This window comes from Brevibacillus sp. FSL L8-0520 (assembly GCF_037963895.1).
In the GTDB taxonomy this organism is placed as follows: domain Bacteria; phylum Bacillota; class Bacilli; order Brevibacillales; family Brevibacillaceae; genus Brevibacillus; species Brevibacillus borstelensis.
In genome coordinates, this window is sequence record NZ_CP150171.1 from 3,921,497 (window position 1) to 3,934,482 (window position 12,986).

The window sequence follows — 12,986 nt, forward strand, 5'->3', positions numbered from 1 at the left end:
CAATAAGCTCTATATTCTTCTCGTCAGAGACTAGTGATTGACGATGCCCGCACGGACTTCTGCCTGCTCCTGCGGTTCGGACAGCTCGCAGCCTTCCTTCCACAACAGGTAGCGAATACTGTCCACGAGCGCTTCCCAGCTCGCTTCGATCACGTTGGTCGAGACGCCGACAGTGCTCCACTTCTCCCCTTTGCGGCCTGATTCGATCAGCACGCGGACTTTTGCCGCGGTGGCGCCATTCTCGTCCAATACACGCACCTTGTAGTCGGTGAGATGCATTTCGGACAGACAAGGAAAGTGATTTTCCAACGCTTTGCGGAGCGCATTGTCAAGCGCGTTGACAGGGCCGTTTCCTTCGGCGGCGGTATGAACCAACTGTCCGTTCACATGCAGCTTTACAGTCGCTTCGGACAGAATCGACCGGTCCGCTGACTTTTCCATCAAAATTTTAAAGGAATCCAGAGTAAACAATTGCTCCAGCTTGCCTCCGGCATCGAGCAGCATCAGCGAGAGAGAAGCTTCTGCTCCTTCATACTGGTAGCCCTGGAATTCCCGTTCTTTGATCCGCTGGATGATCTCTCGCGCTTCCTGCTTATCCAGCGCCACATCGATGTCCAGCTCATCAGTCTTGGCGAGCAGGTTGCTTTGTCCCGACAGCTCGGAGACGAGTACGCGCCGCTTGTTGCCGATCAGCTCAGGGTCGATATGCTCATACGTTTTCGGGTCCTTCAGCACGGCGCTTACATGGATTCCGCCCTTGTGGGCAAACGCGCTGTTGCCGACGAACGGCTGATTGTTCGGCATTGCCATATTGGCTACCTCCGCGACGAAGCGGGATAGCTTGGTCAACTGCTGCAATTGCTCCGGCTCGACACATTGGTATCCCATCTTCAACTGCAGATTGGGAATGACGGATACCAGGTTGACATTGCCGCAGCGCTCCCCGATGCCGTTTGTCGTCCCCTGCACCTGCTCCGCTCCGGCCTGAACGGCAGCCAGCGCATTGGCGACGGCCAGCTCGCAGTCATTATGCGGGTGAATGCCGAGCCGCGTCTGCAGGCTCCCTTTTACCGTCTTTACTGTTTCATAGATTTCATGGGGCAAGCTGCCGCCGTTTGTATCGCACAGCACGATCCAATCAGCTCCCGCCCCTTCCGCCGCTTCCAGTACGCGCAGAGCGTAAACCGGATTGGCTTTATATCCGTCAAAAAAGTGCTCGGCCAAAAACAGAACAGTCAGTCCTTTTGATTTAAGAAATCCGACGGAATCGGCAACCATGCGCAAATTCTCATCCAAGGTCGTCTTGAGTGCGTCTGTGACATGCAAATCCCATGATTTTCCGAAGATCGCTGCGGCACTCACGCCGCTTTGGAGCAGCGCCCGCAGGTTTTCATCCTCGGCTGCAGGCACATTCGGACGACAGGTGCTGCCGAATGCGGTTATCGTTGCGTGCTGCAGGGGAATTTCTTTGATTCTCTCAAAAAAAGCCATATCCTTTGGATTGCTCCCCGGCCAGCCGCCTTCGATGAAATCGATACCGAACTGATCCAGACGGAGGGCGATTTTCACCTTGTCCTCCACTGACAAGCTGACGCCCTCTCCCTGGGTGCCATCCCGGAGAGTCGTATCGTACAAGCATACGTTTGGTTTCATCGTTTCTCCACCCCATGAGTTTCTTCATTTTTCAGAATTGTCACTGAATTTATCTTTATGACGCTATTCAGTATACCATAGCCCAGAGGGAAAGAAAACGCGTGATTTCGCGGCTTTTGCTTATGTACACAGGGCGTGGACAAAGGCTGCTGCATGCTCGATCGCGCTCTCCAATTGCGGACTTGGACCGGCGAAAGGATGGCGCGTGTTAAACGTGTGGTCCCCCTCCTCAATCCAGTGGACACGGACGTCCTTGGCAGCTTCCTGCAGACGCTTGGCCCCTTTTACCAGGCGTTCGTAATCCTTTGTTCCCTGAATGATGCAGAGCGGCTGCTCCATGGAGCTCACTTTGGCAAGCAGATTGTACGCTTCCCGGTTTTGGTCGACATCGTCGATGACTGCCTTTGTGATCGGCATCTGCTGGCCGGTCCGGGCATTGGCGATGTATCCGACTCCCTTTTCGGCAATTTCCTGTCGCAGTCTGGCGTCGAACAGGTCGACATCAGCCGTGCCGTTCCATGTGATGATCCCTTTGACAAGCGGATGGTTCGCCCCGAACAGGATGGCGTCAGCCCCCCCCTTGCTATGTCCCATGACAAACAGCTTCTCCCTGTCAAACGCAGCTTTAAACGGGCAAGCTTCGCTGTGCAGCCACTCGGTTAGTACCCGAAGGTCAGCGATTTCACGAGCATACGTATTTCGCCCAAATTTTTCGAGCTCAACAAACTCTGTTCCGCTTTCTCCCACACCGTTGCAGGAAAAATTGAACCGGACCACAGCCATACCCAGCTCCGCCAACCGATTTGCCGCATAAGGAAAGCTTCCCCAGTCTTTGAAGCCTTTAAAGCCGTGGCAGAAAATCAACAGCGGTTGTCCTGCGTCCTTTTCCTGCGCATGAAAATCTCCCCGAATCACCAATTCTTCGTCGACAGGAATGCGAAATGACTCCATCATTTCCTGACACCTCCATTTTGTTTTTCTATATTAATTATGCGTGGTATCGGTCCCGAAATGAAGACAGCTTGTCCATTTTTGCCCGAATGTTTTTCCTTTCCTGACGGATCTTTTGCACATACGGACGTCCTGATACACTCTGGAACGTCCGTACATGCTGCATTCTCCCATGACGATTTTTTCAACCTATTACTTTTCATTATGCCTATTGTGAAACAAGCGAATCCTTTTCCAAAAGGTGCAAGGCGTATTCCAGCGGCCGGCGTACTGCTTGCCGGTAACGACTGAGCTGCCCGAGCTTACGGAAGATGTCCCGTCCCGGCTTGGGGTTGATCTCAATGATCCAAACGCGCCCCTCTGTGTCTATCCCCAGATCAAAGCCAAACTCCATCATCTGACCAAAATGGCTTTCGAGCTTCTCGGCGGTGACCAGGGCCAGCTCCTGGCATTGGTGTATGATGATCTCGGCCAGGTCCACCCCGAAGCGGCTGGACAGGAATTGGCCAGCTGGCAAAGCCGTACCCCCGCCGTGCAGATTCGACGTGGAGGAGTGAGCCGGCCCGACACGCATTCCCATACCGGTCGTCCGCCAGACTCCCTGCCCGTCTTTTTGAATCAGCAGGCGGGCGTCTACGGTTCGGTCAGACAGCAAGCCGAGGTCAAGCCCCTGTTGCAGGAAAAAATGTTCGTCTCCCCGCTTTTCCTGCTCCACCCACTGTTTGATACGCTGAGTCAAGGAGGCTGTGTTCGGCAGAATCTCGTTCTTCTGTCCTTGCTTTTTGGTCCGTCCGCACAAAAGAAAGCGGTCTCCCTTTCGCTCAATCCGCAGAATGCTTCGGCCTGCAGTGCCGTTTGATGGTTTAAGGTACAGACGAGGATGCTTTTTGATCATGTCACTGAGATTTTTCTTGCTGAACGGCACTGTCTCCGGGAGCCATTGGTACACCTCCGGTTCCTGCTCTAGGATCTGATGGACGCGGAACTTGTTGGCGAAACGATTGTTCGCAAAGCGAAAGATGCTCCCCTCTCGAATGGGCAAGTAATGCCTATGCTTTGCTAACGGATAATAGCGATAATAGTCAATGACGATGTCCGGCCACTCGCGCCATCTCCACTTCCATCCCGCACCGTATGGCTCATAGCCCCTGATTTGGTGGAATATCCTATCTACATCCTGAGGGGAAAAGACAAAGACCTCCACTCCCATTGACGTCCCCTCTTCCACGAGACGACGCAAAAAAGCCGGATTTCCATAACCTTTATCTCCCCGGTATACCAAGATGCCGATTCGTTTGTCCACTTGTGGCAACACCTTCTTTCTCGGAAAAGTCCTCATCTCTAGCTTATGGTTGCCCAAAGGAAAAAGCGCCATATCCACATAGGGACAGACGCCTTTTTACGCGATTGTCTTTTATTTAGCTCCGGATCCGTTCATAGAGTAAGAACGTATGCGGTACAGGATTTTTCTCGTCTACGACGCCTTCCCGTCTCCATACCAGCTCAAAAGCCTCCCGGTCCCATTCGGGGAAAAACGTATCGCCCTGCGTTTCCATATCGATTTCCGTAATATACATCCGATCGACGACATCCAAAAACTGGCGGTACAGCTCGGCTCCGCCAAAAATAATCACATCGCCCAAAGCCAGCACGTCTTCCTTGGTATGGACGACTTCTGCGCCCTCCGCAAAAAAGTCTTTGCTCCTCGTCAAAACGACATTGCGCCGGTATGGCAGCGGCTTGCCGATGGAAGCAAAGGTTTTTCGCCCCATGACGATGGTTTGTCCGGTCGTAATTTCTTTTACATGCTTCAGATCATTGGGCAGATGCCAAGGCATGGCCCCGTCTTTGCCAATTACGCGATTGCGCGTATGGGCGACGATCAGGCTGATCATACCGATCCCTCCCTTCCCAAATTGTCTCTCTTACACTGCGATTGGTGCTTTGATGCCGGGATGAGATTGATAGCCAACCAATTCAAAATCCTCGTACTTATAATCAAAGATAGAGTCCGGTTTCCGCTTGATTTGCAACGTCGGCTGAGGATAAGGCTCTCTCGTCAACTGAAGCTTGACCTGCTCCAAATGGTTCGAATAAATATGAACGTCCCCGCCTGTCCAGATCAGCTCCCCTACTTCCAGATCGCGTTGCTGCGCTACCATGTGGGTCAGGAGGGCATACGAAGCGAGGTTAAACGGCAATCCGAGGAAGGTGTCCACCGACCGCATGTTAAACAAGCACGACAGGCGGCCATTCGCCACATAGAACTGAAACGCGTAATGGCAAGGCGGCAGCGCCATATCTTCCACCTCGGCTGGGTTCCAGGCACTGACGAGGTGACGCCGAGAATCGGGATTGGTCCGAATCTGCTCGATGACGTTTGCAATCTGGTCGACGACTTGTCCGTTTGGACCAAGCCAGGTACGCCACTGAGCACCGTACACTCGCCCCAGGTTGCCTTCTTCGTCCGCCCATTCATCCCAGATCGTAACGCCGTTGTCATGTAAATAGCGAATGTTCGTCTCCCCGCTTAAGAACCAGAGAAGCTCGTGAATAATGGATTTCATATGCACCTTTTTTGTGGTTAAAAGCGGAAATCCTTGCCGAAGATCCATTCTCAGTTGTCTTCCGAAGACGGAGATCGTCCCTGTGCCTGTACGGTCTTCTTTCTTTACACCATTGTCCAATATATCTTGAAGCAGTTCCAAATAAGCCTTCATAAGCCACCTCGTTTTCAAAATCTGGTCATGACAAATGCCGCTTCTCACGCGCCAAGAAAACCATCATCATTATAGCAGAGGACTGGTGAATTCAAAAGAGCGCGGAACGTCCGCAGGGGACCACAGCAAATCGAAAGTCTGGACGCGGATCATAAAAATAGCCGTTTGCTCCTGATGGAACAACCGGCTTTCATTTGCGTGTTGTTTTGGTTATCCGTTGGTGGCGCGGGTTACATTGGCCGCCTGCAAACCGCGCTGGCCATTGACGATTTCAAACGTAACCAGCTCGCCTTCCTCCAGATTGCGGTAGCCTGAGCCGCTGATCGCGGAGTAATGGACAAACACATCCGGTCCCCCGTCTCGTTCAATAAAACCGTAGCCTTTTTCCTTACTGAACCATTTGACTTTCCCCTGCATCGTTGTTTCCTCCCTGTCTTCGGAACAGCTTTGTTTCATACCATAGCATATGCGGGAGCGGAGAAAGTGGAGACAACGAAACAGCGCTTTTTCGTGTGCCAGAAGGGGCATAAGTCCAGCGCGGCTTTCCCTTTGGACCAAGGTGAATCTCCGGCCAGAGTCGGACTCATTTCCCCGTCCGTCTATGTTACAATGCTGAAAGGAGTGTCAGGCGCAAAAGAGCTTCACAAGATAAATATTCGACAGAAAAGGAGAGAGTCCTCACATGCGCAAAATGGTGATCGTCCTGCTCAGCAGCTTGCTGCTGACCGCTTGCTCCGAGGTATCGGAAGGGGTACAGACTGCCCAGCAAGCGATAGAAACCGGAAAGCAGGCTGTAGAGACCGGAAAACAAGCGATTGAAGCTGGCAAGCAGGTCGTCGAAGCGGGGAAACAATTGGCAGAATCCGAGATCGCACAGCAATTGAAGAGCTACCTGCAGCAGAAATACGAATCGTCTGAGCCTTTGCGCAAAGCGATGTTCAGCGGTGACGGGACATTGCTGGCAGAAGAGCTGCAAAAAACGGAGCTGGCCAGCTTCAGCTTTTACAAATCGGACCTGTTCGGCGTTGAATATACCGGCCAGTTGACCGGCGACGGAAAATTCAAGGTCCTGAAGAAAAACCTGAACAATCCAGGCGAGGAACCGCAGGTGGTGAAGGAATTTAACGTCTCGCTGGATACGAACGGACAAATCCAGGTGCAGTAAAAAAAGCTAAGGAGCCTGTGCGAGCCTGCTTTCGAGCATCGATTTCTCTTGGCTGATGACCCGAACCGAACCGTTGCGGGGCGAATATAAAACCAGTATGGACTTGAAACCTGCGTACCCGATGCAGGTTTCTTTTGTCTCTTTCTCATGGAAACCGACCCGGCGGAAAAAATTACAAGAAGCGTTGTCACAAGATGATCGGTACAGACTTTCTAGGCTTTTCTCGATAAAAAAAATTTAAGCGCTTACGTTATCGAATCTTCTGATTTTAGCAGTAGATTTTTATACATGACCGTGGTAAAGTATAAATCGTTCACAATTTGTTTACAATTATTAAAAATGATCAAGGAGTGCTAAAAAATGGACCTGCAGCTTCTTTCTTCTATTGTTGTCTACATGGTTGGCATGCTGCTCATCGGCTACTTTGCTTACAAACGCACTTCCAATTTGACCGACTATATGTTGGGCGGACGAACGCTCGGTCCGGCTGTCACGGCGCTTAGTGCCGGCGCTTCCGACATGAGCGGCTGGCTGATGATGGGCTTGCCGGGGGCCATGTTTGCCCAAGGAATAAGCGCTTCATGGATAGCCATCGGGCTGACGCTGGGTGCTTATGCCAACTGGTTGTATGTTGCCCCTCGCCTTCGAACCTATACAGAAGTGGCGAACAACTCGATTACCATTCCCGCTTTTTTGGAAAACCGCTTTGGGGACGCCTCCCGCATTTTGCGTCTGGTATCCGGGCTGGTCATCATGATCTTTTTTACCTTCTACGTCTCTTCCGGACTCGTCTCCGGCGGCGTACTGTTTGAAAACACATTCCATCTGAATTACCACACGGGCCTTTGGATCGTCGCTGTTGTCGTAATCGCTTACACATTGTTCGGCGGGTTCCTCGCTGTTAGCTGGACTGACTTCGTGCAAGGATTGATCATGTTTATCGCACTTATTTTGGTACCGCTTGTCACTATTTTCCACGTAGGCGGCATCGGTCCTACGTTTACGGAAATCCATGCAATCAATCCCGCACTGCTCGATATTTTCAAGGGCACCAGCTTGCTCGGAATCATTTCACTCTTCGCCTGGGGACTTGGCTACTTCGGACAGCCTCATATCATCGTCCGCTTTATGGCGATTTCCTCGGTAAAAGAAATCAAAAAGGCCCGCTTCATCGGCATGGGCTGGATGATCTTTTCCATCGTGGGCGCGATGTTTACAGGACTGGTCGGCATCGCCTTTTACTCCAAGAAGGGCCTTGCACTGACTGATCCGGAAACTGTGTTCATCGAACTGGGGAAAATTTTGTTCCATCCTCTGATCACCGGCTTCCTATTGGCAGCGATCCTGGCGGCGATCATGAGTACGATCTCGTCCCAGCTGCTGGTAACCTCCAGCTCCTTGACCGAGGATATTTACAAGACGTTCTTCCGCCGCGAAGCATCAGATCAGGAGCTCGTCTTTGTCGGTCGCCTGTCTGTTCTGATTGTATCCTTGGTCGCTTTGATTCTCGCCTACAGCAAGAACGATACGATCCTCGATCTGGTCGGATATGCCTGGGCCGGATTTGGCGCATCCTTTGGTCCCCTGATCCTGCTCAGCCTGTATTGGAAGCGGATGAACAAATGGGGGGCGCTGGCCGGTATGGTGGCGGGTGCAGCGACCGTTATTCTCTGGACGCAATCCGATATGCTGAAAGATCTCCTCTATGAAATGATCCCGGGATTTGCCGTCAGTCTGCTCGCCATCGTCGTAGTGAGCCTGTTGACGCAGAGACCGGCGAAAGAAATCGAAGAGCAGTTTGACAGCTATCAAAAAGTAACGGAATAGGTATTCCCTGAAAGCCCCTTGGCAGCCTCTCGCACCAAGGGGCTTTTTTGCCTGCCAAATGCTCTTTTACGAAAACCAGGCTAACGCAAGCCGCCTGATCCCCTCTTCGATGTCCGCCTCCTTCATCCCCCCGAATCCGACGATGATCCGCGGGCGAGGCGGAGCCTGGGATGAAAGCCAATTGCGGGAAGTGGGATAGACCCGCACCTCTCGTTCTGCAGCTGCCCCAATCAATTCTGCTTCCGTAAGCGTCGTATCTACCTCCAGGAGAATATGCAGCCCTGCCGAATGGCCAAGCACCGCGACAGACGGCGGCATATGCGTGTGAATCGCCTGCAGCAAAAGCTGATGCTTCCTCTGGTACAAGGTCCGCATTTTTCTGACGTGCTTCTCCCAGTACCCTTTTTCCATAAACAACTGCATCGCCCGCTGCTGCAGACGAGGAACCGGGGAGGGATACGCCTGAAACTCCTCCAGATAACGGCGCAGCAGCATAGGGGGAAGCACCATATAATCCATCCGCAGCGCAGGAGAAAACGCTTTGGAAAAATTGCCGATGTAAACAACCGTGCCTGCTTGGTCCATCCCCTGCAGCGAAGGGGTCGGTTTTGCATTGTAGCGAAATTCGCCATCGTAGTCGTTTTCGATGATCAGGCCGCCGGTTTGTTTCGCCCACTGCAGGAGACGGAGCCGTTTGGCGGCAGGCATAACCATTCCATGCGGGTACTGGTGGGCCGGCGTCACGTATACGATGCGGGCTCCGCTTTTTTCCAGCGCCTCGATCGACAGGCCGTCCTCCTCCAGGGGGATGGGCGCGAGCGTAAAGCCGTGATGCTGAAAAACCACTCTGGCGTCGGCATATCCGGGGTCTTCTACGGCCGCGACAGGGTGAGTGTCTCTTGTCATCAGGCTGAGGAAGCTGAGGGCCTGCTGCAGCCCCGTTCCGATGATGATTTGCTCCGGCTCGCATATGAGCGTGCGAGCCCTCCTCAAATAGCGGGCAAGCTCCAACCGCAGCTCCCACTCCCCCTGATCGTCTCCGTAAAACGCGAAGTCTTCCGGGTACCGCTGCAAAGCCTCCTGGATACAGGAGCGCCACAGTGCGTATGGGAAATGCTCCGTGTCCACGACCGACCCGTGAAAGTTGTACCGGTACGAAAGATGCTCCCCTTTATTCTTTTTTAACTCCTTCGGCATGGGCATGATCGGCGCCGTCCCAGTTGCCTCCGCTTCCACCCATTTTTCGATGTCGGCGGCAAAATATCCGCTTCGCTCCCTGCTGATCAGGTAGCCTTCCGCCACCAGCTGCTGGTATGCAGCTTCTACGGTGATTTTCCCCACGCCGGCCAGCACCGCCATTTGCCGGATCGAAGGGAGCCTGAAGCCAGCCGGAATATGTCCGGAAACGATCTCTCCCTTGATGTAGGCATAAAGCTGCTGGTACAGGGGCTGGTCTCCACTTACATGTAAAACAGGAGCCATGTTCATCGTGCGTTTCCCCCTTTTCGTTCTTCCTACTGAATCATCTATTGTCCCTATCATATTCTTTCAAACTGTCACTATCGACAAGCACAGATTTTTTGTACAGTTAGTCTATCAAATCATCTCATCAGGAGGAAGAATCCGATGAACATAACGCTTCAGGGAAAAAAAGTAACCTTGCGCGATATACGCAAAGAGGATTTGGACACGATGTACTATTGGACCTACGAGGCCGAAGATCGCGAGCATCTCCGCTGGAACGGCCCATACAAAGATCCCGATCCGATGACATTGGAGGAATACCGCAACCTGCCGAAACATCAGGAAGCGCTCTCTGTCGTCGGCACGACACTGCCCCGCCACGAGCTGATCATCGAAATCGACGGCGAGCTCAAGGGCAGTGTCGGGCGTTACTGGGTGTCGGAGGTGACCAACTGGTTTGAAATCGGCATCGTCATTTACGATTCCCGCTACTGGTCGAACGGCTACGGCAGCGAGGCCTTCCAGATGTGGATCGATTATTTGTTTACGCATATGGATACGGTCCGGTTGGGGATTGGCACCTGGTCCGGCAATGAGCGGATGATGAGGCTGGCTGAGCGCTGCGGGATGATTGAGGAAGCCCGTGTGCGGAAAGCGCGGATTGTTCGCGGCGAGTATTACGATGCGATCAAGATGGGGATTTTGCGGGAAGAGTGGGAGGCGCGGAAAAGCCAGTAGATCGTGCTTTGTGTGAAGGAGATGAAACAGGAGAAAACGCTCAGGGTTCGGTGGGACACCTTCTCGGAGGTTTGACTGTCCGGCTCGTATGCAAAAGCGGAACCTGCGTCCAAAAGCAGCCGATTCAGGCAGCATCTCAGAGGTTGGACGCAAATGCGGGTTCTGCTTTTGCATGCGAGCCTGGGTAGTGTCCCAAAGACCCTTCGCTTTTTTCTCCTGTTTCATCTCTACAGCGGTTGGTCTATTCCTGGCTTTTTTGCGGGTAGATCAGGGATGAGAAGAAAAGAAGGATCTTTTCAATATCCTCACCCGTTTTTCAAAAGAATGAAAATGCGTGCGAGCGCAATTCGACAGTTTTGCGGTCCGCTTTGGAGAGCTTGGGGCTAAGGCTTTCTTTTTTTTTGGGACAGCGCAAAAAAGTCAGGGGACGGCTTTTTCCGCGCCATCGCCCTGACTTCTTCTCTCCTGTTTCAAAGTCTCTATCAAAAACTTTATTCTTCCGCTGTTATGAGAGCAGCCACACGCTCCAGCTTGGCCTTCAGCTCATCTATGTCCAGATTCATGTCCAAAGCGGCAAAGATGCCGGTGAAGTACGCTTCCACCTGGCCGGCCACGCGGCTTCGTTCTTCGGCCACCATTTGCGTCAAGAGCGACGCGAATTGCTCGCCTACTTGGGCGCTTCCTGTATTCAGGTAGGCAGATACCGGTTCCTGCAGGCGTTTTTCCAAATCCTCGCGCAGCTTGGCCTTGCCATCCTGTTCAAAAAAGTCTTTCGCGCTGCGGAACAGCGACAAGGATGGCTGGAGGCTTGCCAGAGAGACCGGAAGCTCATCGGCAAACGACAAGGTTTCCACCTTTCGCGGCTGATAAGGCGCCAGCGTCAAGCCGGATGCGTACTGCTGAACGTCCCGCTGCCACTGCTGCACGAGAGCCACTCCCTGCTTGCCCAGAAACTTCTCCAGACGCAAGGTCGTCGCTCTCAGCTCCTGAGCCAGATCGTAGCTGATCGACCGGAGCAGATCGCCCAGGCAGCCTTGGAGCGCCTGCTTCATATTGCGGCCGTCCTCTTTCAGTACGGCCGGGTTAAAGGCGGTATTAAACAGTTCATTAAAGCGGAAAAACAGGCGCTGCTTTACATAGTACACCAGCTCTTCACGCTCTTTCAGCAAATCGCGTTCCGCCGAGGCAATCGACAGGCCTTCCACAGCAGCCAGGGCCGCTTCGCGAGCCTTCGTGGCTGCCTGCCTTCTGGCGTCGCGCTCCGATTCATCAGCCTCTGCCATGCGGATGAATTCTTCGAGGGTGGTGTGTGCCCGGCGTATTTCGCCCATCGCTGCATTGACAGCGATTTGCGTCAGCTCTTCCAGCGTAAAGCGAAGAAAATCCTGTTCAAACACGGCCATGCCCGACAGGCGAAGGGCTTCCTCTGCAGGAGCGAGCGGCTCCTCCTCCGGCGTGCCTGTGCGCTGACGGTAGACCTTTTCCGCAGAGCCTGCGAGCTTCCCGGCTTCGTGCATACGGGCCAGCAAGGCGGTCTGGCTGGAAACCGGATAAATGCGCGGATGGCGAATGCCGCAGCTCAACAGGTTTTTCTCCACATGGGCAACAACCCCGGCAAGCTCTTCCTCGGAAGCCGCGAGATCGGCGGCATTGACGAGAAAGAACATCTTATCCATGTCAAATGTGTCCTTGACACGCCCCATCTGGAGCAGGAATTCGCGGTCCGCCTGCGAGAAGGCGTGGTTGTAATACGTAACGAACAGAACCGCGTCGGCATTTTTCATATATTCAAAGGCGACACCGGTATGGCGGGCGTTGATCGAATCGGCCCCCGGCGTATCCACCAGCACGATCCCTTGATCGGTGAGCGGACAAGAATAAAACAGTTCAATATATTCGGCAAAGCAAGCCTTTTCTTCTTTTGCCACAAACCCTTTGAAGGCTTTCATGTCGACGAGCAGCTCGCCGCCCAGGTGAGCGGACATCTCGCCGAGGCCCTTGGTGACCGCTTTCAAGAACGTGTAATGCGGCTTGGCCGTCGGCGGGATGCTGGAAACATCGATTTTGTTCAGCTCTGCCAACGCTTCCTCCAGATCGGAGGCAGCCAGGCCAAAAATCGCAAGCGAGCGAATGACGTCCTGCTCTACGGCTTCCCGGCTTTTCAGCACGACGCGAACCGTGCCGTGCGGATGCGTTTCTGTCGGCGGCATGATTTTATTGATCGCCGCCGTCGTCGGATTCGGCGAAACCGGCAGGACCAGCTCTCCCATCAAGGCGTTGGCAAACGACGATTTCCCTGCGCTGAATGCTCCGAACAGGGCGACGGTAAAACGATTGGCCTGCAAGCGCTCGGCTCGCTCCAGCATGGTCTCGGCTTGCGCCTGCATCCCCGGTATTGACTGAATCTCCCTGCTTGCCTGCTGCAGACGTTGTGCCGCAGCGATCAGTTTGTCTTTTAGCTGGTTCAT

General features: G+C 53.3%; 11 protein-coding genes. 3 read left to right on the forward strand and 8 right to left on the reverse strand.

The window, feature by feature from the left end; translation table 11 throughout:
* Positions 1 to 30: 30 nt before the first annotated feature.
* The 6 genes from cimA to NSQ24_RS19575 all read right to left on the reverse strand — a co-directional run bounded on the left by cimA (position 31) and on the right by NSQ24_RS19575 (position 5,741).
* Complete coding sequence (cimA, locus tag NSQ24_RS19550) at positions 31 to 1,653, reverse strand: citramalate synthase (protein WP_003389010.1); 1,623 nt, start codon at positions 1,651 to 1,653, stop codon at positions 31 to 33.
* A gap of 120 nt (positions 1,654 to 1,773) precedes the next feature.
* On the reverse strand, positions 1,774 to 2,607 hold the full coding sequence (locus tag NSQ24_RS19555) for an alpha/beta hydrolase (protein WP_003389009.1): 834 nt from the start codon (positions 2,605 to 2,607) through the stop codon (positions 1,774 to 1,776).
* A gap of 205 nt (positions 2,608 to 2,812) precedes the next feature.
* The gene (locus NSQ24_RS19560; protein ID WP_003389008.1) at positions 2,813 to 3,907 is read right to left on the reverse strand and encodes a YheC/YheD family protein; all 1,095 of its coding nucleotides are present in this window, start codon (positions 3,905 to 3,907) and stop codon (positions 2,813 to 2,815) included.
* A gap of 115 nt (positions 3,908 to 4,022) precedes the next feature.
* Positions 4,023 to 4,499 carry a dihydrofolate reductase gene (locus NSQ24_RS19565; RefSeq protein WP_122957905.1) on the reverse strand — a complete coding sequence of 159 codons (477 nt, stop codon included), beginning with the start codon at positions 4,497 to 4,499 and terminating at the stop codon, positions 4,023 to 4,025.
* Between the two features lie 30 nt (positions 4,500 to 4,529).
* Positions 4,530 to 5,324, reverse strand: a complete 795-nt coding sequence (locus tag NSQ24_RS19570) for a thymidylate synthase (RefSeq protein WP_122957904.1) — start codon at positions 5,322 to 5,324, stop codon at positions 4,530 to 4,532.
* A gap of 210 nt (positions 5,325 to 5,534) precedes the next feature.
* Positions 5,535 to 5,741, reverse strand: a complete 207-nt coding sequence (locus tag NSQ24_RS19575) for a cold shock domain-containing protein (protein ID WP_122957903.1) — start codon at positions 5,739 to 5,741, stop codon at positions 5,535 to 5,537.
* Positions 5,742 to 6,006: 265 nt separating this feature from the next.
* Between NSQ24_RS19575 and NSQ24_RS19580 the strand changes: the two genes are divergently transcribed.
* Both NSQ24_RS19580 and putP read left to right on the forward strand, forming a co-directional pair.
* The gene (locus tag NSQ24_RS19580) at positions 6,007 to 6,489 is read left to right on the forward strand and encodes a hypothetical protein (protein WP_003389004.1); all 483 of its coding nucleotides are present in this window, start codon (positions 6,007 to 6,009) and stop codon (positions 6,487 to 6,489) included.
* Positions 6,490 to 6,849: 360 nt separating this feature from the next.
* Positions 6,850 to 8,316, forward strand: coding sequence for a sodium/proline symporter PutP (gene putP / locus NSQ24_RS19585; protein ID WP_031931853.1), 1,467 nt, complete (start codon positions 6,850 to 6,852; stop codon positions 8,314 to 8,316).
* Between the two features lie 66 nt (positions 8,317 to 8,382).
* Here the strand turns inward: putP and NSQ24_RS19590 are convergent, their stop codons facing one another.
* On the reverse strand, positions 8,383 to 9,804 hold the full coding sequence (locus NSQ24_RS19590; protein WP_122957902.1) for a PLP-dependent aminotransferase family protein: 1,422 nt from the start codon (positions 9,802 to 9,804) through the stop codon (positions 8,383 to 8,385).
* Between the two features lie 138 nt (positions 9,805 to 9,942).
* Between NSQ24_RS19590 and NSQ24_RS19595 the strand changes: the two genes are divergently transcribed.
* Positions 9,943 to 10,518: a GNAT family protein gene (locus NSQ24_RS19595; RefSeq protein ID WP_031931855.1), complete on the forward strand. Its 576-nt coding sequence runs from the start codon at positions 9,943 to 9,945 to the stop codon at positions 10,516 to 10,518.
* 491 nt (positions 10,519 to 11,009) lie between these two features.
* Here the strand turns inward: NSQ24_RS19595 and NSQ24_RS19600 are convergent, their stop codons facing one another.
* On the reverse strand, positions 11,010 to 12,986 hold the full coding sequence (locus tag NSQ24_RS19600) for a dynamin family protein (RefSeq protein ID WP_122957900.1): 1,977 nt from the start codon (positions 12,984 to 12,986) through the stop codon (positions 11,010 to 11,012).

What these genes read in the sequence shown, in the direction of transcription:
- cimA (WP_003389010.1), bottom strand. Translation starts at nt 1,653, where the DNA reads ATGAAACCAAACGTATGCTTGTACGATACGACTCTCCGGGATGGCACC.
- NSQ24_RS19555 (WP_003389009.1), bottom strand. Translation starts at nt 2,607, where the DNA reads ATGATGGAGTCATTTCGCATTCCTGTCGACGAAGAATTGGTGATTCGG.
- NSQ24_RS19565 (WP_122957905.1), bottom strand. Translation starts at nt 4,499, where the DNA reads ATGATCAGCCTGATCGTCGCCCATACGCGCAATCGCGTAATTGGCAAA.
- NSQ24_RS19570 (WP_122957904.1), bottom strand. Translation starts at nt 5,324, where the DNA reads ATGAAGGCTTATTTGGAACTGCTTCAAGATATATTGGACAATGGTGTA.
- NSQ24_RS19575 (WP_122957903.1), bottom strand. Translation starts at nt 5,741, where the DNA reads ATGCAGGGGAAAGTCAAATGGTTCAGTAAGGAAAAAGGCTACGGTTTT.
- NSQ24_RS19580 (WP_003389004.1), top strand. Translation starts at nt 6,007, where the DNA reads ATGCGCAAAATGGTGATCGTCCTGCTCAGCAGCTTGCTGCTGACCGCT.
- putP (WP_031931853.1), top strand. Translation starts at nt 6,850, where the DNA reads ATGGACCTGCAGCTTCTTTCTTCTATTGTTGTCTACATGGTTGGCATG.
- NSQ24_RS19590 (WP_122957902.1), bottom strand. Translation starts at nt 9,804, where the DNA reads ATGAACATGGCTCCTGTTTTACATGTAAGTGGAGACCAGCCCCTGTAC.
- NSQ24_RS19595 (WP_031931855.1), top strand. Translation starts at nt 9,943, where the DNA reads ATGAACATAACGCTTCAGGGAAAAAAAGTAACCTTGCGCGATATACGC.
- NSQ24_RS19600 (WP_122957900.1), bottom strand. Translation starts at nt 12,986, where the DNA reads ATGAACCAGCTAAAAGACAAACTGATCGCTGCGGCACAACGTCTGCAG.